The organism is Massilia sp. X63 (assembly GCF_041023745.1).
GTDB lineage: Bacteria > Pseudomonadota > Gammaproteobacteria > Burkholderiales > Burkholderiaceae_D > Telluria.
In genome coordinates this window covers 35,794-55,997 of the sequence record NZ_JBFTEF010000006.1, presented here as the reverse complement: position 1 = coordinate 55,997, position 20,204 = coordinate 35,794, and the positions used below count along the sequence as shown (strand labels likewise).

Annotated in this window: 21 protein-coding genes and 1 pseudogene; 17 read left to right on the top strand and 5 right to left on the bottom strand. The window is 67.1% G+C overall.

Features of this window, described 5'->3' with window-relative positions; translation table 11 throughout:
• Window positions 1-120 precede the first annotated feature (120 nt).
• Window positions 121-2,373: a tetratricopeptide repeat protein gene (locus AB3347_RS13685; RefSeq protein WP_369092360.1), complete on the top strand. Its 2,253-nt coding sequence runs from the start codon at window positions 121-123 to the stop codon at window positions 2,371-2,373.
• Window positions 2,370-2,756, top strand: coding sequence for a VOC family protein (locus AB3347_RS13680; RefSeq protein WP_369092359.1), 387 nt, complete (start codon window positions 2,370-2,372; stop codon window positions 2,754-2,756). Before AB3347_RS13685 ends, AB3347_RS13680 begins: the two co-directional genes overlap by 4 nt.
• A 27-nt stretch (window positions 2,757-2,783) precedes the next feature.
• Here AB3347_RS13680 and AB3347_RS13675 read toward each other — a convergent pair whose 3' ends face one another.
• The 3 genes from AB3347_RS13675 to greB form a co-directional block, all read right to left on the bottom strand.
• Window positions 2,784-3,209, bottom strand: coding sequence for a YciI family protein (locus tag AB3347_RS13675; RefSeq protein WP_369092358.1), 426 nt, complete (start codon window positions 3,207-3,209; stop codon window positions 2,784-2,786).
• Window positions 3,210-3,318: 109 nt separating this feature from the next.
• Entirely contained in the window at window positions 3,319-3,915 is a 597-nt protein-coding gene (locus tag AB3347_RS13670) for a biliverdin-producing heme oxygenase (RefSeq protein ID WP_369092357.1), read from the bottom strand.
• Between the two features lie 59 nt (window positions 3,916-3,974).
• Window positions 3,975-4,544, bottom strand: coding sequence for a transcription elongation factor GreB (gene greB / locus AB3347_RS13665; protein WP_369092356.1), 570 nt, complete (start codon window positions 4,542-4,544; stop codon window positions 3,975-3,977).
• 58 nt (window positions 4,545-4,602) lie between these two features.
• Here greB and AB3347_RS13660 point away from each other — a divergent pair, with 58 nt between their 5' ends.
• The 4 genes from AB3347_RS13660 to AB3347_RS13645 all read left to right on the top strand — a co-directional run bounded on the left by AB3347_RS13660 (window position 4,603) and on the right by AB3347_RS13645 (window position 9,019).
• Window positions 4,603-5,223 carry a hypothetical protein gene (locus AB3347_RS13660; RefSeq protein WP_369092355.1) on the top strand — a complete coding sequence of 207 codons (621 nt, stop codon included), beginning with the start codon at window positions 4,603-4,605 and terminating at the stop codon, window positions 5,221-5,223.
• Window positions 5,220-6,686, top strand: a complete 1,467-nt coding sequence (locus AB3347_RS13655) for an ATP-binding protein (RefSeq protein WP_369092354.1) — start codon at window positions 5,220-5,222, stop codon at window positions 6,684-6,686. Before AB3347_RS13660 ends, AB3347_RS13655 begins: the two co-directional genes overlap by 4 nt.
• On the top strand, window positions 6,683-7,330 hold the full coding sequence (locus AB3347_RS13650; RefSeq protein WP_369092353.1) for a response regulator: 648 nt from the start codon (window positions 6,683-6,685) through the stop codon (window positions 7,328-7,330). The genes AB3347_RS13655 and AB3347_RS13650 overlap by 4 nt, the downstream gene beginning before the upstream one ends.
• A gap of 90 nt (window positions 7,331-7,420) precedes the next feature.
• Complete coding sequence (locus tag AB3347_RS13645) at window positions 7,421-9,019, top strand: GGDEF domain-containing protein (RefSeq protein WP_369092352.1); 1,599 nt, start codon at window positions 7,421-7,423, stop codon at window positions 9,017-9,019.
• Between the two features lie 14 nt (window positions 9,020-9,033).
• On the opposite strand, the gene AB3347_RS13640 is transcribed toward AB3347_RS13645, so the two are convergent.
• On the bottom strand, window positions 9,034-9,282 hold the full coding sequence (locus AB3347_RS13640; protein ID WP_369092351.1) for a hypothetical protein: 249 nt from the start codon (window positions 9,280-9,282) through the stop codon (window positions 9,034-9,036).
• 430 nt (window positions 9,283-9,712) lie between these two features.
• Between AB3347_RS13640 and AB3347_RS13635 the strand changes: the two genes are divergently transcribed.
• The 10 genes and pseudogenes from AB3347_RS13635 to AB3347_RS13590 all read left to right on the top strand — a co-directional run bounded on the left by AB3347_RS13635 (window position 9,713) and on the right by AB3347_RS13590 (window position 18,892).
• The gene (locus AB3347_RS13635; protein WP_369092350.1) at window positions 9,713-11,164 is read left to right on the top strand and encodes a flagellin; all 1,452 of its coding nucleotides are present in this window, start codon (window positions 9,713-9,715) and stop codon (window positions 11,162-11,164) included.
• A gap of 88 nt (window positions 11,165-11,252) precedes the next feature.
• A complete protein-coding gene (locus AB3347_RS13630) occupies window positions 11,253-11,624 on the top strand; it encodes a flagellar protein FlaG (protein WP_369092349.1) in 372 nt (123 codons plus the stop codon).
• 176 nt (window positions 11,625-11,800) lie between these two features.
• Window positions 11,801-14,455, top strand: coding sequence for a flagellar filament capping protein FliD (gene fliD, locus AB3347_RS13625; RefSeq protein WP_369092348.1), 2,655 nt, complete (start codon window positions 11,801-11,803; stop codon window positions 14,453-14,455).
• A gap of 20 nt (window positions 14,456-14,475) precedes the next feature.
• Entirely contained in the window at window positions 14,476-14,940 is a 465-nt protein-coding gene (fliS, locus tag AB3347_RS13620) for a flagellar export chaperone FliS (protein WP_369092347.1), read from the top strand.
• Between the two features lie 5 nt (window positions 14,941-14,945).
• Window positions 14,946-15,275, top strand: coding sequence for a flagellar protein FliT (locus AB3347_RS13615; protein ID WP_369092346.1), 330 nt, complete (start codon window positions 14,946-14,948; stop codon window positions 15,273-15,275).
• A gap of 29 nt (window positions 15,276-15,304) precedes the next feature.
• The gene (locus AB3347_RS13610) at window positions 15,305-16,423 is read left to right on the top strand and encodes a flagellar hook-length control protein FliK (protein ID WP_369092345.1); all 1,119 of its coding nucleotides are present in this window, start codon (window positions 15,305-15,307) and stop codon (window positions 16,421-16,423) included.
• Window positions 16,420-16,776, top strand: coding sequence for an EscU/YscU/HrcU family type III secretion system export apparatus switch protein (locus tag AB3347_RS13605; RefSeq protein ID WP_369092344.1), 357 nt, complete (start codon window positions 16,420-16,422; stop codon window positions 16,774-16,776). The genes AB3347_RS13610 and AB3347_RS13605 overlap by 4 nt, the downstream gene beginning before the upstream one ends.
• Entirely contained in the window at window positions 16,769-17,518 is a 750-nt protein-coding gene (locus tag AB3347_RS13600; RefSeq protein WP_369092343.1) for a flagellar brake protein, read from the top strand. Before AB3347_RS13605 ends, AB3347_RS13600 begins: the two co-directional genes overlap by 8 nt.
• 82 nt (window positions 17,519-17,600) lie before the next feature.
• Window positions 17,601-18,209, top strand: a pseudogene (locus AB3347_RS13595) (PAS domain S-box protein); the annotation flags it as partial.
• A gap of 41 nt (window positions 18,210-18,250) precedes the next feature.
• The gene (locus tag AB3347_RS13590) at window positions 18,251-18,892 is read left to right on the top strand and encodes a diguanylate cyclase (RefSeq protein ID WP_369092342.1); all 642 of its coding nucleotides are present in this window, start codon (window positions 18,251-18,253) and stop codon (window positions 18,890-18,892) included.
• Between the two features lie 20 nt (window positions 18,893-18,912).
• Here the strand turns inward: AB3347_RS13590 and AB3347_RS13585 are convergent, their stop codons facing one another.
• Window positions 18,913-19,539, bottom strand: a complete 627-nt coding sequence (locus tag AB3347_RS13585; RefSeq protein ID WP_369092341.1) for a LuxR C-terminal-related transcriptional regulator — start codon at window positions 19,537-19,539, stop codon at window positions 18,913-18,915.
• Between the two features lie 179 nt (window positions 19,540-19,718).
• On the opposite strand from AB3347_RS13585, the gene AB3347_RS13580 reads away from it, so the two are divergent.
• On the top strand, window positions 19,719-20,180 hold the full coding sequence (locus tag AB3347_RS13580) for an Rrf2 family transcriptional regulator (RefSeq protein ID WP_369092589.1): 462 nt from the start codon (window positions 19,719-19,721) through the stop codon (window positions 20,178-20,180).
• The last annotated feature ends 24 nt before the right edge of the window (window positions 20,181-20,204 follow it).

Sequence of the window (20,204 nt, the reverse complement as noted above, 5' to 3'; positions counted from 1 at the left end):
CGCTGGCAAGACCATGCTCTATCTTAACGGCCAGAAACCGGCCAGATCCGGTTCCCGATTGCCGGCGCCAAGCACGCACCGGACTGCCCAGCCCCCCCCCCCCCCCCGCAGGAACCTTTGATGCCTCCCCCCACCGCCGACATCCAAAAGCTTGCCGACGAAGCGCTGCATGCTGCGCTAAACGACCTCGAAGCGGGTCAAACCGAGCAGGCGGACGCGCTGTTTCGCGCCGTGCTCGAACTCCAGCCCCAGCGGGCGGAAGCACACTTCGGGCTGGGCCTGCTGATGCGCCGGGGCGGCAACACGGGCGCGGCGATCCCGCACTTCGCCAATGCGCTGCAGGCCGCCCCTCAGGAAACCTCGTTCTGGCTGGCCTACATCGACGCGCTGATGGAGGCGCGCCAGTACACCACCGCAAGTGAACTGATCGCGCTCGGCCGTCGCCAGGGTCTTGCGGGACCGGAAGTCGATGCCTACGAGCAACGCCTGAAGAAAGATGGCACGCCGCCGGCGAATCGGATCGAGGAAGCCACCAGGCTGTATGCCAAAGGCAAGAAGGAGGCCGCAGGCAAGATCGCGCGCCAGCTCGCCGACCGATATCCACAACACCCCTTCGGGTGGAAGCTGCTGGGCGGCGTGCTCTACAGCCGACGCGCCTATCCGGAAGCACTGCAAGCCATGCGCAAGGCGGCAAGCTACGAACCGGAGGACGCCGAGACGCTCCGCAACCTGGGCGTCATGCTCAGGGAAGCCGGCCAGTTGGAAGAAGCCAGCAGCACGTTCGAGCGCTCGATCGCGCTGGACCCGGAAAACGTCAAGACCCATACCTACCTGGCCGCGACGCTACAGGAAATCGGCCGACCGACGCAGGCCTACGCCAGCATCGCCGCCGCGCTTGCCCTCGACCCGGATTACCCAGACGCCGTCAGCGGTCTGGCCACGATCCTGGACAACTTGGGCCGCGCCGAGGAAGCGGTCACGGCCTACCGGCGCGTTCTGGCGCTCAATCCCGACCATGTCAGCGCGTATGGCAACATGTTGTTCTGCATGAGCCACATGGACAGCTTCACGCCCGAGGAATTGTTTGAGGAACATGTACGCTTCGGACAACGGCTTGCGGCGCGTTGCGGCGCCGCGCGACGCTGGGACAATACTCCCCAGCCGGGGCGCCAACTGCGGATCGGCTTTGTCTCCGGCGACCTGCGCAACCATGCGGTCGCCAGTTTCGTCGAACCGATGTTCAGGGAGCTCAGCGGCCGGCCGGGCCTGGTGCTGCATGCGTACTGCACCCATCCGCTGCATGACGACGTGACCGCACGCCTGCGCAGCCATATGCCGCAATGGCGCGACGTCAATGCGCTCGACGACGACGCGCTGGCGGCCCTGATCCGGGCCGACGGCATCGACATCCTGATCGACCTGAGCAGCCATACCGCCTACAACCGCCTGCCGGTGTTCGCGCGCAAGCCGGCACCGGTGCAGGTCTCCTGGCTGGGCTACCCGGGCACCACCGGCCTGACGGCGATCGATTACTATCTGCATGACCGCTACCTGGTGGAGTCCGGCCAGCATGCGCATCTGTTCACCGAAGCGCTGGTCAGACTGCCAGTAGGCTCGACCTTCGAGGCGCCGGCCGACGCACCGGACGTCGCAGCGCTGCCTGCTCTGCGCAACGGCTACCCGACCTTCGGCAGCTTCAACCGGCTCAGCAAGATCAGCCGCCGGGTGATCGCAGCGTGGGCCGGCTTGCTCAGGGCCGTCCCGGATGCGCGGCTTCTGGTGGCCGGCATGCCTGTCGAAGGAGGCGGCCACGAGCAGCTCGCTGCCTGGTTGCAGGAAGAAGGCATCGCAGCGTCGCGGACCAGCTTCCACCCGCGCACCAATACGCGCGACTACCTGGCGATGCACGCCCAGGTCGACATCTGTCTCGACACCTTTCCTTATACGGGCGGCACCACGACGCTGTTTGCACTTTACATGGGCGTCCCTACGCTCACCGTGTCCGGTGCGTCAATCGCCGGACGGCAGACCGCCGCGCTTCTGCGTCATCATGGCCTGGAACAGTTTTTCGCCGATGATGCAGAGGATTTCGTGAACAAAGGGGTAGCCGCAAGCAAGGATCTGGCGGCACTGGCGGATATACGGTCGACGCTGCGCGAGCGCTCGCCCTTCTGGAGGCCGGGAGGTCCCGAAAGGATTGCCGACGGTTTCGAATTCGCGCTGCGTCGCATGTGGGAGCGCTGGTGTGCAGGCCTGCCGCCTGAAGCGTTCGAGGTGCCCGATGCTGCGGCACCCGCATGCAGGGAGCAGACGGCGCCTGCGCATCCTGCGCCGGAGGGCGACCTGCGCACCCTCAATGAGGAGAACACATGAAACGGGTGACTGGCATCGGCGGTATTTTCTTCCACGCCCAAGACCCGGCGGCGCTGCGCGCCTGGTATGCGCGCCACCTGGGCGTCGACGTGCAGGACTGGGGCGGGGCCGCCTTCACCTGGTCCGACGAGGCGCGCCAGCCGGATGGCGGGGTCACCATCTGGTCGATCGGCCAGGCCGGCAGCGAGCACTTCGCGCCGGGCAAGGCCAGCTTCATGATCAACTACCGGGTCGCCGACCTGGCCGCCCTGCTGCAGGCCCTGCGCGACGAAGGCTGCCAGGTGCTGGACCAGACCGACGATGCCGAGTTCGGCAAGTTTGGCTGGGTGATCGATCCCGAAGGCAACAAGGTCGAACTGTGGGAGCCGCCCGCGGGCCGGTAAGACCGCGCGGAACGCAGCAAGGGCCGCTCAGCCGGACAGCGCGGCGCGCTGGCGCGCTTCCTGCTCGCGCAGTTCCGGCGTCATTGCATCGCCGAAGTCGTCCATGTCGAAGATCTGGCGGATCTCGATCTCGGCTTCGCCGCTCTTCATTGGCATCGGCACCCGCTTGACCCACGCGATTGCCTCTTCCTTCGACCTCAGCTGCCAGATCCAGAAGCCGGCCAGCAGTTCCTTGGTCTCGGCGAAGGGGCCGTCGATCACATGGACATTTCCACTTTTATCGAAATGAACCCGCGCCCCGCGCGAGGACGGATGCAGGCCCTCGCCCGCCAGCATCACGCCGGCCTTGATCAGTTCGTCGTTGAAGCGGCCCATCTCCGTGAGCAGTTTTTCGTCCGGCATCTCGCCCGCTTCGCTGTGCTGGTCCGCCTTCAGCAAAATCATGAATCGCATCGCATCCTCCGTTGGGTGGTTGAAGAAGGCGGCCGCTGTTGCTGTCGTCCGCCATGTGACAGCACGACGATCGGCGCGGCGCGGAATCGACATCCGCGCCGACTTTTTTCTAATGATCCTCGAGCGGGGCCAGCGCCAGGATGGCGTCGAAGGCCGCGCAGGCCCCGGCACAGGCCTCGGCGATCTCTTCCGGACTGGTGACGCGCGCGCGCAGGGCCAGCATGAAGGCGCGCCAGCGCGGTCCCGGGCCGCCCTCGTCGCCGCGCAGGTAGCGCAGCGGATGGGGCGCCAGCGGCGCCGCCAGCCGGGCGTACAGGACGGCGCCGCCGAGCTGCGAGCCTTCGATCACATAGGCCACGCCCCAGCGCCAGGCGGCGCCAGCGTCCTGCGGCCAGGCGGGCGCGGGGCGCATGGGCCGGACCTCGGGCATGCCGGGTTCGGCAAGGTCGGCCTGGATCAGGGCCAGGCGCGCGGTGGGCGGCAGCGCGGTGTCGCCCTGGGGGCCGTCGGCGAAGCCGGCCAGCCAGGCGTCGAGCGGGGCCAGCCAGTCGCGCAGCATGCACAGGTGGGCGGCGTAATCGTCAAGGGTGGGATGGGGGGCGGACAGCGGCAGGCCGCTGTCGAGCCGCTCGTGCCGCGAGGCAGTCGCAGTCCGCAGCGCGGCCAGTACGTCGGTGTCGCGCGCGGAATCGTTGGGGCGGTTCATAGTGCTCGGTAAGCGGCGAATCGTCCATCTTACCAGCTTGGGGCGCTTGCCGACCGCCCCTAATCCGCGATGGGTTCGGGATAGTCGACCGACAATATCTCGAGCTCGTCGGTGCCGAGCGGGGTCTGCAAGGTGATGAGATCGCCTTCGCGCGCCTTGGTCAGCGCGCGCGCCACCGGCGAGACCCAGCTGATCTTGCCGCGCAGCGGATCGAGCTCGTCGACGCCGACGATGGTCACGGTATGCTCCTCGCCCGCCTTGTTCAGGTAAGTGACGGTGGCGCCGAAGAACACCTGGTCGTTGCCGTAGTGCACGCTGGGATCGACCACGAAGGCGGAATCCATGCGCTTGGTGAGGAAGCGGATGCGACGGTCGATCTCGCGCAGGCGGCGCTTGCCGTAGATATAGTCGCCGTTCTCCGAGCGGTCGCCGTTCGAGGCCGCCCAGTGAACGACCTTCACCACTTCGGGACGCTCGACGTCGATCAGCTGCAGCAGTTCGTCCTTGATGGCGCGATAGCCGGCCGGCGTGATGTAGTTCTTGGCCCCGGCGGGGATCGCCTGGGCCAGCGCCAACGCCTCGGCGTCGTCATCGTCGTTGTCGGACTCTTTTACGAATGCCTTGTTCATGCCCTTATTGTAACGGCAGCAGCGCCGGGAGAGTGGCGCTTACCGTATCATGCACACCATGAAGCGCGCAAAAACCCGCCACCATCCTCGATCCCGGCTGCTCGCGCCCCTGGTCCAGCTGGCCGCGCTGCTGCTCCTGCTCGAGGCCTGGATCTGGGACCTGGGCAGCCGCATCGCCGCCCGCATGGCCGCCTGGCCGCCGCTACGCTGGCTGGAAGCGCGCGTGCGCACCCTGCCGGCCTGGGCCGCGCTGTGCGTGTTCGTGCTGCCCGGCCTGATGCTGTTGCCGGTCAAGCTGCTGGCCCTGCTCGCGATCGCCCATGGCCATGCGCTGGCGGGCCTGGCCGGCTTCGTGGCCGCCAAGCTGGGCGGTGCGGTGGTGATCGCGCGCATCTACGTGCTGACCCTGCCCACCCTGCTGACGCTGGCCTGGTTCGCACGCTGGCATGGCGGCTTCCTGCGCGTCAAGGACCGCCTGCTGGCGACCCTGCGCGCCAGCCATTTCTGGCGCCGGGTGCGCGCCGCCGCCGCCAATGCACGTCGCGTCCTGCGCGGGCTGCTGCGCGGCACGGCGCGCCAGCCCGGCCACCTGATGCGCGTGCTGCGCCGTTTCAGGACCCGCTTCCGGGCGCGCAAACAGGCGCGCCGCCAGGACAAGACCGAAACCGAACATCCATGAGTCCACTCCCCACCCTGGCCGCCGAAATGCAGGCGGCCGCCTCGGAAATCTACCTGCTCGACGCCGCCACCCTGGAAGTGGTCGACGCCAACCAGGCCGCGCGCCTGAACCTCGGCATGGAGGCCGGCACGCTGCACGGCATGGACGTGTACGCCCTCGCGCCCGGCCTCGAGCGCGCCGCGCTGGCCGCGCTGCTGGCGGGGCTGGGCGAAGAGGTCGGCGCCCAGGTGAGCCTGCGCACGCGCTTGCGGCGCGCCGACGGCAGCAGCTATCCGGTCCGGCTGTGTTTCCTGCGCATCGTGCGCGACGGCCGCACCCTGCTGCTGGCGATCGCCGACGACCTCAGCCTCGAACAGGCCGCGGCGCGCGCGCTGGCCGAGTCGCAGGCGCGCTTCGACGCCATCGTGCGCAATACCCCGGGCCTGGTGTACCAGTTCGTGCAGCATCCGGACGGCCGCATCGACTTTCCATGGCTGAGCGAAGGCTGCTCCGCCCTGCTCGGCCTGTCCCGCCTCGACCTGCAGCGCGACGCCACGCTGTTCGAGCGCCTGATCCTGCCGGAGGACCGCAAGGGCTACCTGGAATCGATGCTGGCCTCGCGCGCCGGCATGAGCGCCTGGAACTGGGAAGGCCGGATCTGGATCGACGCCTGGAAAGACGTCAAGTGGATCAACCTGCGCGCCACCCCGCACCCGGTGGACGGCGGCGCGGTGCAGTGGGACGGGATCATGACCAACATCAGCGCCAGCAAGCAGGAACAGCAAGAAGTGCTGCGCTCGCGCGCCCGCCTGGCCGAGCTGACCGACCACATCGAACAGGTCAAGGAGCAGGAACGCGCGCGCATCGCGCGCGAGATCCACGACGACCTGGGCGGCAACCTCACGGCCATCAAGATGGCCCTGGCGATGCTGGCCGCGCGCCTGCCGGACCAGCAGCCGGCCCTGCTGGAAAGGGCCAACTACCTCGACGACCTGGTCGACCGCACGATCGAGGCGGTGCACCGGATCTCGCTCGACCTGCGCCCGACCATGCTCGACCTGGGACTGGTGGCCGCCCTCGAATGGCAGGCCCACGAATTCGAGAAGCAGATGGGCATCGCCTGCATCTTCCGCTGCCCGGAAAAGGAAATCGTGCTCGACGACGACCACGCCACCGCCCTGTTCCGCATCTTCCAGGAAGCGCTGACCAACATCGCCAAGCACGCCGGCGCCACCCGGGTGACGGTGGCGCTGCGGCGCCAGCGCGCCCACCTGAGCCTGGAGATCTGTGACAACGGGCGCGGCATCGCGCCGGCCGACCGCCTCAAGCCGCACTCCTTCGGCCTGCGCGGCATGAGCGAGCGCGCCAAGGCACTGGGCGGCACGCTGAGCTTGTCGTCTGCGCCCGGAGGTGGCACGATGCTGACTATCAAGACCAGGCTGGCAGCACCCACCGAATCAAAGCAAGAGCACAGGCAAGAATGAGTGACAAAGCAACAATCCGGGTATTCATCGCCGACGACCATGCGATCGTCCGCGAGGGCCTGAAGCAGATCCTGACCGAGCAGCGCGACATCATCGTCGCAGGCGAAGCCGAAACCGGGCTCGACGCCGTCAAGCTGGTCGGCAAGGCGCGCCCGCACGTGATGCTGCTCGACATCTCCCTGCCCGACCGCAACGGCATCGACGTACTCAAGCAGATCAAGAAAGACAAGCCCGATCTGGCGGTGCTGATGCTGTCGATGCACCGCGAAGACCAGTACGCGATCCGCTCGCTGAAGGCGGGCGCGGCCGGTTACATGACCAAGCAGAGCGCTCCGCGCGAGCTGGTCACCGCGATCCGCCAGGTGGCGGACGGCCAGAAGTACGTGAGCGCCGCGCTGGCCCAGACCCTGGCGGCCCAGGTCGGCGAAGACCACGAGGCGCCGCTGCACGACAGCCTGTCCGACCGCGAATACCAGACCCTGACCATGATCGCCTCCGGCATGACGGTGAGCGACATCGCGCGCGAACTGTCGCTGTCGGTCAAGACCGTGAGCGAATACCGCGCCCGGCTGCTGGCCAAGATGAAGCTCAAGAACAGCGCCGAGCTGACCCATTATGCGATCCGCAACCAGCTGGTCGGATAGGACTGACATACTTTGTTGCCGTTTTTTAATTGATGCTCGGCAAAAAAGCTGCTTATCATGTCGCCAAACAGCAATCTACGCATTGACACCATGTCTACCCAGTCTCCTGCCGGCCCCGCCCTGAATTCTGCCGCGAATCCTGTCGCGACTCCTGCCGCGAATCCTGCTGACATCGCCCGCGAAGCTTTCCGCCGCCTCGCAACGCGCCGCATCGCCCCCACGCCGGATGCCTACCGGGCCATCTACGACGAGATCGCCGGCCTGCCGCCGCCCCCACCGCCCGCCCCGGTCGCGAATCCGGCCGCCGAGGTGCTGGAGAGCTTCGCGCGCCGCCTGGCCGATACGCCCGGCGAGGTGTCCGAGATCGGCCGCCGCCTGCTGCGCGCCGCCAGGACCGGCGACTGGGCCGGCTACGCCCAGGCGCTCGGCCAGGTGCTCGAGCGCCATCTGCGCCGCAACACGCCGGTGATGGCGCTGGGCGACGAGGATCCGGATGCGCGCCAGCTGCGCGAGATGCTGGGCCGCTCGCTGGCCTTTGCGCTGGCCACCCTGCTGGCCGGCAGTCCGCCACTGGTGCAGGAGGCGGAAGCGCTGGGCGGCGCGGTCCGGCTGGCGCGCGGCGAGGAACTGAGCGAACTGTCCGGCCGCCTGAAGCAGCTGTGCTACCAGATCGAACTGCGCAGCGGCGACAGCGCCGAGCAGCAGGAATTGCTGCTGCGCCTGTTCCGCCTGCTGCTCGACAACGTCAACGAGTTGCTCGACGACGACAGCTGGATGCGTGGCCAGATCGCGGCCGTGCAGGACCTGATCGGCGGTCCGCTCGACGTCCGCTCGCTGGAAGACGCGACGCGCAGCCTGAAGGACGTGATCCTCAAGCAGGGCCGGCTGCGCCACAGCATCTCGGACGTGCGCGCCACCGTCAAGAACATGATGATGACCTTCATCGACCGGCTCGGCTCGGTGGCGGCCTCGACCAGCGACCACCACACCCGGCTGGCCGGCTACTCGGCGCGCATCGGGAGCGCGGCCGACATCAACGAGCTGAACGAAGTGATGGAGGAAGTGCTCCGCGAGATGCGCGCCGCCCAGGACGAGGCGCTGGCCTCGCGCGACCGCATGGTGGCCGTGCACCGCGACGTACAGGAAGCCGAGGACCGCATCCGCATGCTGGAGGCGGAGCTCCAGCACATGAGCGAGCTGGTGCGCGAGGACCAGCTCACGGGCAGCCTGAACCGCCGCGGCCTGGACGACGTGTTCGAGCGCGAGAGCGCGCGCGCCGACCGCCGCGACATGCCGCTGTGCGTGGCCATTCTCGACCTCGACAATTTCAAGAAGCTCAACGACACCTACGGCCACCTGGCCGGCGACGGCGCCCTCAAGCACGTGGTGAAGGTGGTGCGCGACACGCTGCGCTCGATGGACGTGATCGCCCGCTTCGGCGGCGAGGAATTCGTGATCCTGCTGCCCGAGACCACGGTCGAGGCGGCAGCGGCCGCCATGGTGCGCGTGCAGCGCGAGCTGACCCGCCATTTCTTCATGCACGACAACGAGAAGATGCTGATCACCTTCTCCTGCGGCGTGGCGCTGCGCCACCCGAACGAGGAACAGGCCAGCCTGATGGCGCGCGCCGACCGCGCCATGTATCAGGCCAAGCAGAGCGGCAAGAACCGCGTCGTGGTCGCCGACTGAAACCGCGGGCGCACTTATTGGGTCTGCAAGGGGCGCGGCGCCTTGTCGATCTCGTCGCGCGCGCCCTGGGCGCCGACCGCCTTGAGCATGCGGTCGGTCGAGTCGCGCTTCAGCCGGCTGCCGGTCATCTGGTGCCCGTCCTGGCCGGCGGTGTTGTTGGCAACGGCCGGCGCGCCCGCCGCATCCCCCTCGTCCTGCGGCGCCGCAGCGCACCCTGCCAGGGCCAAGGCCAGCACGGCCCCTGCTGCTCCCATCTTCTTCATGCTCGACTCCCCACAAGAATCACGCGTTTGACATTGTCGTTACAGGGCTGGGCCCGCCGGAATCCTAGCACTTACCCAGCCAGCGCTGAGCATGTTGTCAAAAAATATTCACCATGGGTGGATTCGCCACTGCGAATATTGCAAAAATATTCATTATCCTGCACCCGAAGCCGTCCTGCCAGCCCGGCTTTAGGAAAAAAATAAATTATTTTTAGCCCTAAAGTTCGGCTGTTCGCTGTCGTCTTAACGCAGCGCCCGGGGGGAACTTGAGCAAAAAATCGCGAGTTTATTTCAGTGCCGCCCATCAAGTTTTTGCCGTGGAGCACGTTACCTGCATCAACAGCGGTGTGATCGTCACGGAACAGCGTGGCGCACCAAAGTGAACAGGGCACAGTGGCCCACCCTAGAAATACAAGTCTGGAGAAATACCATGGCATCCGTAATCAATACCAACGTTGCATCCCTGAACTCGCAGCGTAACCTGTCGACCTCGCAAGCTTCCCTGAACACCTCGATCCAGCGCCTGTCGTCGGGCCTGCGCATCAACAGCGCCAAGGACGACGCTGCCGGCCTCGCCATCTCGGACCGCATGAACTCGCAGATCCGCGGCATGAACCAGGCGACCCGCAACGCGAACGACGGCGTGTCGATGGCCCAGACCGCTGAAGGCGCCCTGTCGAGCTCGGGCGACATCCTGCAGCGTATCCGCGAACTGGCAGTGCAGTCGTCGAACTCGTCGAACTCGGCCAGCGACCGCAAGGCTTTGCAGACTGAAGTCACCCAGCTGACCTCGGAACTGAACCGTATCGCCAACACCACCGAATTCAACGGCCAGAAGCTGCTGGACGGCACCATGGGCACCGCCAACTTCCAGGTCGGCGCCAATGCAGGCCAGTTGATCTCGATGGGCGGTGCGAACTTCAGCACCAGCACCTACGGCAACAACACCAAGACCTCGGGTGCACCGGTCGCCGGTACCGCCGCTACTGCCGCCATCAGCGCCGGCACCATCACCATCAACGGCTTCCAGGGTCCGGCCAAGATCGACATCGGCCCGGGCCAGGCGGAAAGCGCCAAGGCGATTGCCGCCAAGGTAAATACCGAAAGCGCGAAGACCGGCGTGTCCGCTACCGCCACCACCGAAGCCAAGCTCACCGTCACTGCCGGCTCGGCCGTAACCATCAAGCTGGACTCGAACAACACCGCGTCCGAAGCCGTGACCATCTCGTTCAAGATCGGCGCCAAGGCTGACGCGGACGGCTACGCTGCGGCGATCAGCGCGTTCAACGCCCAGTCGTCGAAGACCGGCGTCACCGCATCCTACGACAACGGCGGCATCAAGCTGACCAACTCGAGCGGCGAGAACATCAACGTCGCCAACCAGACCGGTTCCGACAAGGTCAAGCTGGAGAACTACACCTCCGCCGGCGCCCTGCAGGGCGGCGACGTCCTCGCCGGCGAAACCGGCAAGGCGGTGGGCCGCGTGTCGCTGGACTCGGAGCAGGGTTTCTCGGTCACCGAACAGGGCACCTCCGGCACCGGCCTGACCGGCGCTTCGGACCTGAAGTCGGTCGCCAACCTGGACGTGACCAGCTTCGACAACGCCCAGATGGCCATCAAGATCGCCGACGCAGCCCTGGCAGCGGTGAACAGCAAGCGCGCCGAATACGGTGCACTGCAGTCGCGTTTCGAATCGGCGATCTCGAACCTGTCGTCGTCGACCGAGAACCTGTCCGCATCGCGCAGCCGCATCGTCGACACCGACTTCGCAGCTGAAACCGCAAAGATGACCCGCGGCCAGATCCTGCAGCAGGCCGGCACCTCGATGCTGGCCCAGGCGAACTCGCTGCCGAATGGCGTCCTGTCGCTCCTGCGTGGCTAATGATTGACGGACTAGCAAGTCCATCGGTGCAGTAGAACATTCCTCGGCTGAAGAAATTCAGCCGAGGATTTTTCGCTAGGGAAGTCCCATGAACATCCAATCGCTTGGTTCACCCGCGGCAGCACGGCTGGAGGAACGCCCGCCGGTGGCGCTCGAACAGCCGACCACCCACGCCGTGAAGACCGTCAGGTCCGCCACGGCCGCCGAAGGCCAGGAAGGCGCCCTCCCTGCGCCCTCGCGCGAACAGGTCGGCGACGCGGTCAAGAAGATCAACGAAGGCATGCGCGTGTCCTCGCAGAGCCTGGAATTCGCGATCGACGAGGACAGCAAGGACATCGTGGTCAAGATCATTGACCAGAACACCCGTGAAGTGGTGCGCCAGATCCCCTCGGTCGAAGCGCTCGAGATTGCCAAGTCGCTCGACAAGATGCGCGGTCTCCTGATCAGCCAAACGGCCTGAGCTGTATTGGACAGCACCGCGGCGCGCTCCCCTCGCGGGGCAGCGCGTCCCCGCACGCCTGGCAGTGGTCAGGCATCTTTTCTCATCTATTTGAATTGAGACACATTTCCCACTCTTAAGTCCCGTTTGCTTCTGTCGATAATGACTTACATTATCGCTTTCACGGGAGAAACAAAGTGGGCATCAGTTCATCGGGCATCGGTTCCGGCCTCGACGTCGACGGCCTCGTCAGCAAGCTGATGGCGGCCGAAGCAGCGCCGCTGGCCAACTTCGACAAGAAGTCGGCGGCGCTGCAGCAGCGCATGGCGGCCTTCAGCAAGGTCAGTGCGGCGGTCGGTTCCTTCCAGGGCGCCCTCACCTCCCTGAATTCTCCTGCGACCTTCAGCGCGCTGAACGCCAGCAGCGGCGACAAGGACGTGTTCACCGGCAGCGCCGGCGCCGGCGCAGTCGCGGGCAAGTACCGGATCAACGTCACCCAGATGGCCTCGGCCCAGAGCCTGAGCACCGCCGGCCGCGCCAGCATGAGCGCGACCATTGGCGGCACTGCCAAGACCATCCTGACCTTCCAGTTCGGCAGCGTCAGCGGCGCGAGCTTCGGGGTTGCCGGCAGCGCACTGGGCGCGTCGATCGCCACCGGCGGCATCAGCGACGGTTCCTTGAGCCTCAACGGCACCGCCATCACCACCGGCGCGACCACGCGCAGCGCGGCCCAGCTGGCCGAAGCCATCAATGCCAAGAGCGACACCACCGGCGTGACCGCCAAGGCCGGCAGCTCCACCAGTTCCGCCAGCCTGTTCGCCAGTTTCGACACCGTCACCACCGTGTCCACCTCCAGCTATGCGCTTACGGTGGGCGGGGTGCAGGTCGCGCAGGCCGGCAGTGGCGCTTCGCTCACCGCCCTTCAGGTCGACAATGCGCTGGCCGGCGGCACCGTGGCCGCGGCCCTGACGGCGGCCAACATCAGCTTCACCGGTAGCGCCGTGGACGGCGACCTGCAATTCACCGCGGCCGACGGCTCCAACCTGACCATCGCGGAAGTCATCGGCGGCAGCGGCGCGGTCACCGGCGGCACCAAGGGCCTGGGCGAGCCCAATACCGGCACCAGCGCCACCAGCACCGCCGGCGTGACGCTGACGTCGAAGGACGGCAGCCAGATCCTGATCGGGGGCAGCAACCCGGCCGCCGCCGGTTTCACGGCCGGCAGCGCCGGCAGCTACCTGGACGGCGCCCGCTTCGGCCAGGACGGTTCCCAGGCCAGCAGCGTGGTAACGCTCGACACCGGCGACCAGTCGCTGCAGGGCATCCGCGACGCCATCAACAAGGCCAATATCGGCGTCACCGCGACGATCGTGTCCGATGGCGGCGCCAATCCCTACCACCTGGTGCTGACTTCGAACAAGACCGGCGAAAAGTCCTCGATGAAGATCAGCGTTGGCGGCGTCGACGGCGCGGACGGCGATCCGGCCATCGCCGCCCTGCTCGGCCACGATCCGGGCGGCGTGCAAGGCCTGACCCAGACCAGCGCAGCCCAGGACACGCTGCTCAACATGAACGGGATCGACATCCGCAGCAGCAGCACCACCGTCACCGAGGCGGTGCAGGGCGTGTCGCTCGACATCGTCGGACTCGGCAGCAGCACCCTGAACGTGACGCGCGACACCGGCTCGGTCTCGGCCGCCGTCAACGACTTCGTCAAGGCCTACAACGACCTCAACAAGACGATCTCGAGCCTGGCCGGCTACAACGCCGAGACCAAGACCGCCGGGATCCTGCAGGGCGATGCGTCCGTGCGTTCGATCCAGAGCCAGCTGCGGCGCGCGCTGGGCGGCACCGTCGAAGGCCTGGGCGGCAAGCTGACCACCCTCAGCCAAGTCGGCATCTCGTTCGGCAAGGACGGCAACCTGAGCGTCGATTCGAGCAAGCTGAACAAGGCAATCAACGAGAACTTCGCTGAGATCGGCGGCCTGTTCGCGGCCATGGGCGCAGCCACCGACGGCCAGATCAAGTTCGACAAGTCGAGCGCGGCGACCAAGCCGGGCACCTATGCCGTAAAAATCGACCACATGGCGACCCAGGGCACGCTCACCAGCGCCGCGCCGGTCACTGGAAGGGCCACGATTCCCACGAACACGGTGTGGCGCGTCACGCTGAACCAGACCGACCCCGTCACCGAAAGCAAGATCCAGGAGATCAAGCTGACGGCCGGCAGCTATACCAACACCGAGCTGGCCGCGATGCTGCGCGCCGCGATCAACGGCAATTCCACCTTTGCCGCCGCCGGCGACACGGTCGAGACCAAGGTCGAGGACGACGGCAGCATCTCGATTTCCTCGAGCAAGTACGGCGACACCTCGAGCATCCAGATCGGTTTCGTCAGCGGCTATGACCCGGCCCAGCTGTTCGGCAGCGGCGCCCCGGCCAAGGGCAAGAACGTGGTCGGCACCATCGGCGGCGTCGCCGCGACCGGCAACGGCCAGACCCTGACCGCCGCGGCCGGCTCGCCGGCGGAAGGCATCCAGATCTCGATCACGGGCGGCGCCATCGGCGAACGCGGCACGGTCAGCTTTTCGAAAGGCTTTGCCTTCGAGCTGACCAACCTGGCGTCGGGCTTTACCGGCAAGGACAGCCTGCTCACCAGCAAGACCGACGGCCTGAATGTCACGCTCAAGTCCGTCACCAGCGCGCGCGACCGTTTCGAATCGCGCCTGGAAACCATCGAAAAACGCTACCGGGCCCAGTTCACTGCGCTCGACACCGCCCTGATGTCGATGCAATCGACCTCGGCTTACCTGACCCAGCAGCTTGCGGCCCTGACCCGGAACGCAAGCTAAGCCTTAACCTGGAGAACACGATGTTTGGAACCATGCAACGCGGCGTCGGCGCCTATGCGAAAGTCGGTCTGGAGACCGGCGTCGCCGCCGCCTCCCCGCACAAACTGATCGTCATGCTGTACGACGGCGCCATGGTGTCGATCCTGAGCGGCATCACCAACATGAAGGCCGGCAACGTCGCCGCCAAGGGCGCCGCCATCTCGAAGGCCATCAACATCATCGACAACGGCCTGCGCGCCGCGCTCGACAAGAAGGCCGGCGGCGAGATCGCCCAGAACCTCGACGCGCTGTACGAATACATCAGCGCCCGCCTGCTCAAGGCCAACCTGGCGAACGACCCGGCCATCCTGGAAGAAGCGCATGCCCTGCTGTCCGAGCTGCGCGACGCCTGGAACGCGATCGACCCGCAAGTTGCCGCCGCGCCTGCCACCGCGACCGCAGCCGCCCCGGCGCCGGCACGCGCCCCGAACCTGATGAGTGCTTGAAGAACATGCCACAGATGACCAGCGAAGATATCGTCGACGTGTACGAAACCATGGCAGTGATCACCGACCAGATGCTGCGCGCCGCCAACGACAGCGACTGGGACCGCCTGGCCGAGCTCGAGCAGCAGTGCGCCCTGCACGTCCGCCAGCTCAAGGAAAACGAGCCGCAGCCGCTGGCCGGCCCGCAGCGCGTCAAGAAGATCGACGCGATCCGCCGCATGCTCGCCGCCGACCGCCAGATCCGCGACCTCACCACCCCGTGGATGGCGCGCCTGTCGGCCCTGATCAACAACACCTCCACCGAACGCCGCGTCGCGCGCGCCTACGGTATCTAAGGCCGCAAGGCCGGCCCAGACGCACCAGCATGCTGCCGCGCGAGCTCGTCCCGGTCGTCGGGCCCGCCACCCCGGCGCGGCCGGTCGAGCATCTCAACGATCCGCGCCAGCAGGCCTTCCAGCGCGCCCTCGCCCCGCAACTGGGCAAGGCGCTGCACGGCGAGGTGCTGGCCAGGCTCGGCGACGGCAGTTTCGTCGTCAAGGTCGCCAACATTCCCGCGCGCATGCAGCTGCCGGCAGGCAGCAAGGTCGGCGCCGACGTGCCGCTCACGCTGGTATCGGTGCAGCCGCGTCCCACCTTCCAGGTCGGCAGCGGGGCCAATCCGGTGTTCAGCGAGGCCGGCCCGCCGCTGCCCCAGGGCGCCGACCCGGGCAAGGCGCCGCTCGCCATGCGCGAAGGCGCCGCCGTCGGGCGCGCCGCGGCGCTGCTGCAGGCGAGCGCGGCCGGCGCCGCCGCCCAGTCCTTCGGCGCCGAAGCGAATACCACGACCCTGAGCCAGGCCGGCAAGACCATCGGCGGCGTGCTGGCGGCCGCGCAGAAGGCGGACACGCCGATGACCGCGGCCCTGGGCCGTACGCCGGTCGTGGCCGCGGCCGGCGCCGATGCGTCCAGCATCGCGGCCGGCCTGCAGCAGGCGGTCGGTAGAAGCGGCCTGTTCTACGAATCGCACGTGGCCGAATGGGCGCAGGGCGCGCGCGCCCTGGCCGAGCTGAATGCCGAGCCGCAGCAGCAGCTGGCCAGGGAAGGCGTGCGCCAGCAGCCGCTCGACCCGGCCACCGCCCAGTTCATCAACCTGCAGCTGGCCACCCAGGAGCAGGCGCAAGTCGCCTGGCAGGGCAACCTGTGGCCGGGCCAGCCGATGCGGCTGGAAGTGCAGCGCGACACTTCCGAAGGCCAGGATGGCGCCGCCGAGGCCGACACGCCCTGGCACAGCCGCCTGCGCCTGCGCTTTCCCGAACTGGGCGAGCTGGACGCCCGCCTGACGCTGGCCGGCGGGCGCGTGCAGGTGCAGTTCGCGGCCGGCAGCGAGGCCAGCGCCGGACTGCTGCGCCGCCACATGGGCAGCCTGGCCGAAGCGCTGGAGGCGGCCGGCACCCGGCTGGCCGGCTTCGAGGTGCGCGCGGTCGAGGGCGGCGGCGAACCATGAGCGGACCGGAACAACGGCGCCAGCAGGCCGTCGCCCTCGCCTACGGCAGCGGCGACCCGGCGCCGAAGGTCGTGGCCAAGGGCCAGGGCCTGGTCGCCGAGCAGATCATGCGCCGTGCCCAGGAGGCCGGTGTGTTCGTCCACGAATCGAAGGAACTGGTGTCGCTGCTGATGCAGGTGGACCTCGACCGCGAGATTCCGCCGGCGCTGTATCGCGCAATTGCGGAACTGTTGGCGTGGCTATATCATATTGAGTCGGCTCAAAAGCAGGAGGCAGCGCTTCCGCTCCCTCCCGATCCGACGCCCCACCTCAACCTGGACGACGCGGCCAACGCCGGTATAAGCAATGAATAATCAGGAACTGGACAACTGGCACGACTACGAGGTGGCGTCGCGTCGTGAAGTCGTGGCGCTGCTGCGCCAGATCGGCGAGAAGCACCAGCTGGTGCGCATGCTGGTCAAGGGCGAGGCCGACGTCTGCGTCACCACCGTCCTCGAAGTCGATCCCGACACCAACACCATGGTGCTGGACCGCTCGATCGAGCGCATGCAGAACGAGCGCATCATCGAGGCCGGCAAGGTGCGCTGCGAAACCACGCTCGACAAGATCCGCATCCTGTTCAATGCCGAGAACCTGCGCCCCACCCTGTTCGAAGGCGAGGCTGCCCTGCGCGCCGACATCCCGCCGAACCTGATCCGCCTGCAACGCCGCGAGTACTACCGGATGGAGACCCCGGTGTCGAACCCGGTGCGTGCGATCATCCCGCTGCCGGTGGAACATGGCGGCGGCACCGGCGTGTTCCCGCTGCACGACATCAGCTGCGGCGGCATCGCCATCCTCGACAACAAGTTCCAGCTCAGCACGACGATCGGCGAGATCCTGCCGAACTGCCGCATCGAGCTGCCCGAGATCGGCCCGATCTCGGTGTCGCTGGAAATCCGCAATTCGCTCGACCTGACACTGCTGAACAACAAGACCAACCGCCGCCTCGGCCTGCAGTTCGCCGACATCTCGCGCGGCGGCATGGCCGGCGTGCAGCGCTACATCACCAAGCTCGAACGCGAGCGCAACGCGCGCCTGGCCGGCCTGGCCTGACAACCATTACTTTTAAGCAATTGCAGTAGGTACCGAACAGTAGATCGGCCACACTTCGTTATCCCGTTATCGCGATAACAAGATGCCGACGCCGAGCCAGACGACCGACCTGTTCCATACCGCCTTCGCCCACTCGTCGGTGGGGATGGCGCTGATGGGGGTGAATCTCCAGTGGATCGAGGTCAACCCCGCGCTGTGCCGCATCCTTGGCTACGAGCGCGACGAACTGCTGGCGCGCAGCCTCCAGGAGATCTCGCACCCGGACGACCTGCCCGCCGACCTGACCCTGATCAACAAGCTGCTGGCCGGCGACATCGACTCCTACAACCTGGAGAAGCGCTACCGCCATGCCGACGGTCGTGAGGTCTGCGGCCTGCTGACGGTGTCGCTCAGCCGCGCTGATGGCGGCGCGCCCGAATGCCTGATCGCCCAGCTGATCGACGTCACCGAACAGAAGCGGGCGCTGGAACAGCGCCACGCCTTCTTCACGCTGTCGCCCGACCTGCTGGCGATCGCCGGCACCGACGGCTTCCTGCGCCAGGTGAACCCGGTCTGGACCGACGTGCTGGGCTGGACCCAGGACGAACTGACCAGCCAGCCCTTCATCCACTTCGTGCATCCGGACGATGTCGCGGCCTCGCTGGCCGAAGCCGAGAAGATCTACCGCGGCGGCATGGCCACCGGCTTTCGCAACCGCTACCGCCATGCGCGCGGCGGCTATCGCTGGCTCGAGTGGAATACGCGCGCGGTCGGGGAACTGCTGTACTGGTGCCGGTCGGCGGCGAGCGCTACTTCCATGCCTTCATGCGCGACGTCTCCGAGCAGCGCCGCATGTCCGAGCAGCTGCACTTCCGCGCCACCCACGACTTCCTCACCGGCCTGCCCAACCGCTACGAATTCATGGGGCGCCTGCAGCACGCGATCGACGCCACCGGACGCGAACCGCGTCCGGTGGTGCTGCTGTTCATCGACCTGGACGGTTTCAAGGAGGTCAACGACCTGTGCGGCCACGAAACGGGCGATGCCGTGCCGATCGCCTTCGGCCGGCGGCTCGCGGACTCGGTGCGGCGCACCGACGAGGTGGCGCGCCGGGCGGGCGACGAGTTCGTGGTGCTGCTCGACCACCTGCACGAGCCCTGGCAGGACGCCGCCCAGGTGGTGGACAAGATCCTGCAGGCGTCCAGCCAGCCCTACCCCGAGCTGGCCGGGCGGACCGAACCCGGCGCGACCATCGGGATGGCGCTGTTGCGTGCCGGCGAAAGCGCCGACAAGCTGCTCTCGCGCGCCGACGCGGCCATGTATGTCGCGAAGAATGCGGGCAAGAACCGCGTCGCTTTCGAGCGCGACGGGCAATGGGTGGTGCGCGGGGTTTGACGCGACAATCTGCGGCCGTATCAGGCGGAACAGCCGGCCGACGATCCGGCGCCGGGCCGGATCAGGCCGCGCTGGGTGGCGACCACCACGGCATGGGTACGCGCCGTGGCGTCGAGCTTGCTCATGACGCCTTTCACATGGGTCTTGACGGTGCCCACGCCGATGCCCAGCTTGCGCGCGATCGATTTGTTGCAGCAGCCCTGGGCCAGCAGCTGCAGCACGTCGGTCTCGCGCCCGGTGAGCGATTCGCGCGTCAGGCTGTCGGCCACGCTGCGGGTCATCGATTCGCTCAGGTAGCGCTGGCCGCGCGCCAGCTGCTGCACCGCGTGCGCCAGTTCGTCGGTGCCGCAGGACTGCAGCAGGTAGCCGGCCACGCCTGCATCCATGGCCAGGCGCACTTCCCACTCCTTGTCGAACTGGGTCACCACCAGCACGCCGGGCGGCTGGCTGCCGAGCGCGGCCTGGCGCGCCAGCGCGACGCCGGTGTCGTAATCGGTGACCACGACCCGGGCGACGCGCTGCGCTTCGGGCTGGCGCAGATGGGTAGTGACGCGCAGGCCGGGCTGGTCGGCCAGGACGGCATGCAACCCGACCGTCATGATGGGATCGGTGTGCATGATGTGTACGGCGGAAGAGATCGGTTGCATGGGCTGACTCCGGCAAACAACGACGGGCCGACTGGCTTGCCTGGCCCGGATTCCCGACATATTGAAACGACAAGAACGGCAAATCAAGTAATGGTTTGTAATTGCTGGTCGATATGCATGCCAATGGGATAGGCAGTTTGCGAGCACCGCCAGCATGCATGCGGTATACTTCCCTGACCATGCGCCTGACTTCCTTCACCGATTACACCTTGCGGACCCTGCTCCACCTCGGCAGCAATCCCGGCCGCCTGGTGACGATCCAGGAAATCGCGGACCTGCACAGCATCTCGAAGAACCACCTCATGAAAGTGGTGCACGAACTGGGCCGCAACGGCGTCATCGAGACCATCCGCGGCCGCAACGGCGGTTTCCGCCTGGCGCACAAGCCGGAAGAGATCAACATCGGCGCCGTGGTGCGCCAGAGCGAAAGCGATTTCTACATGGCCGAGTGCTTCGACCCGGCCGGCAATCCCTGCGGGCTGGTCAAGGCCTGCGCGCTCAAGGGCGTGCTCGGCAACGCCACTTCCGCCTACCTGGCCGAACTGGACCGCCACACCCTGGCTTCGCTGCTGCCGGAACCGAGCCCGCGCGACGGCAGCATCCCGATCACCTTCCACCGCAAGGAAGGCCAGGCGGCCTGAGGCTGGCGGCGTATTCATGCAGCG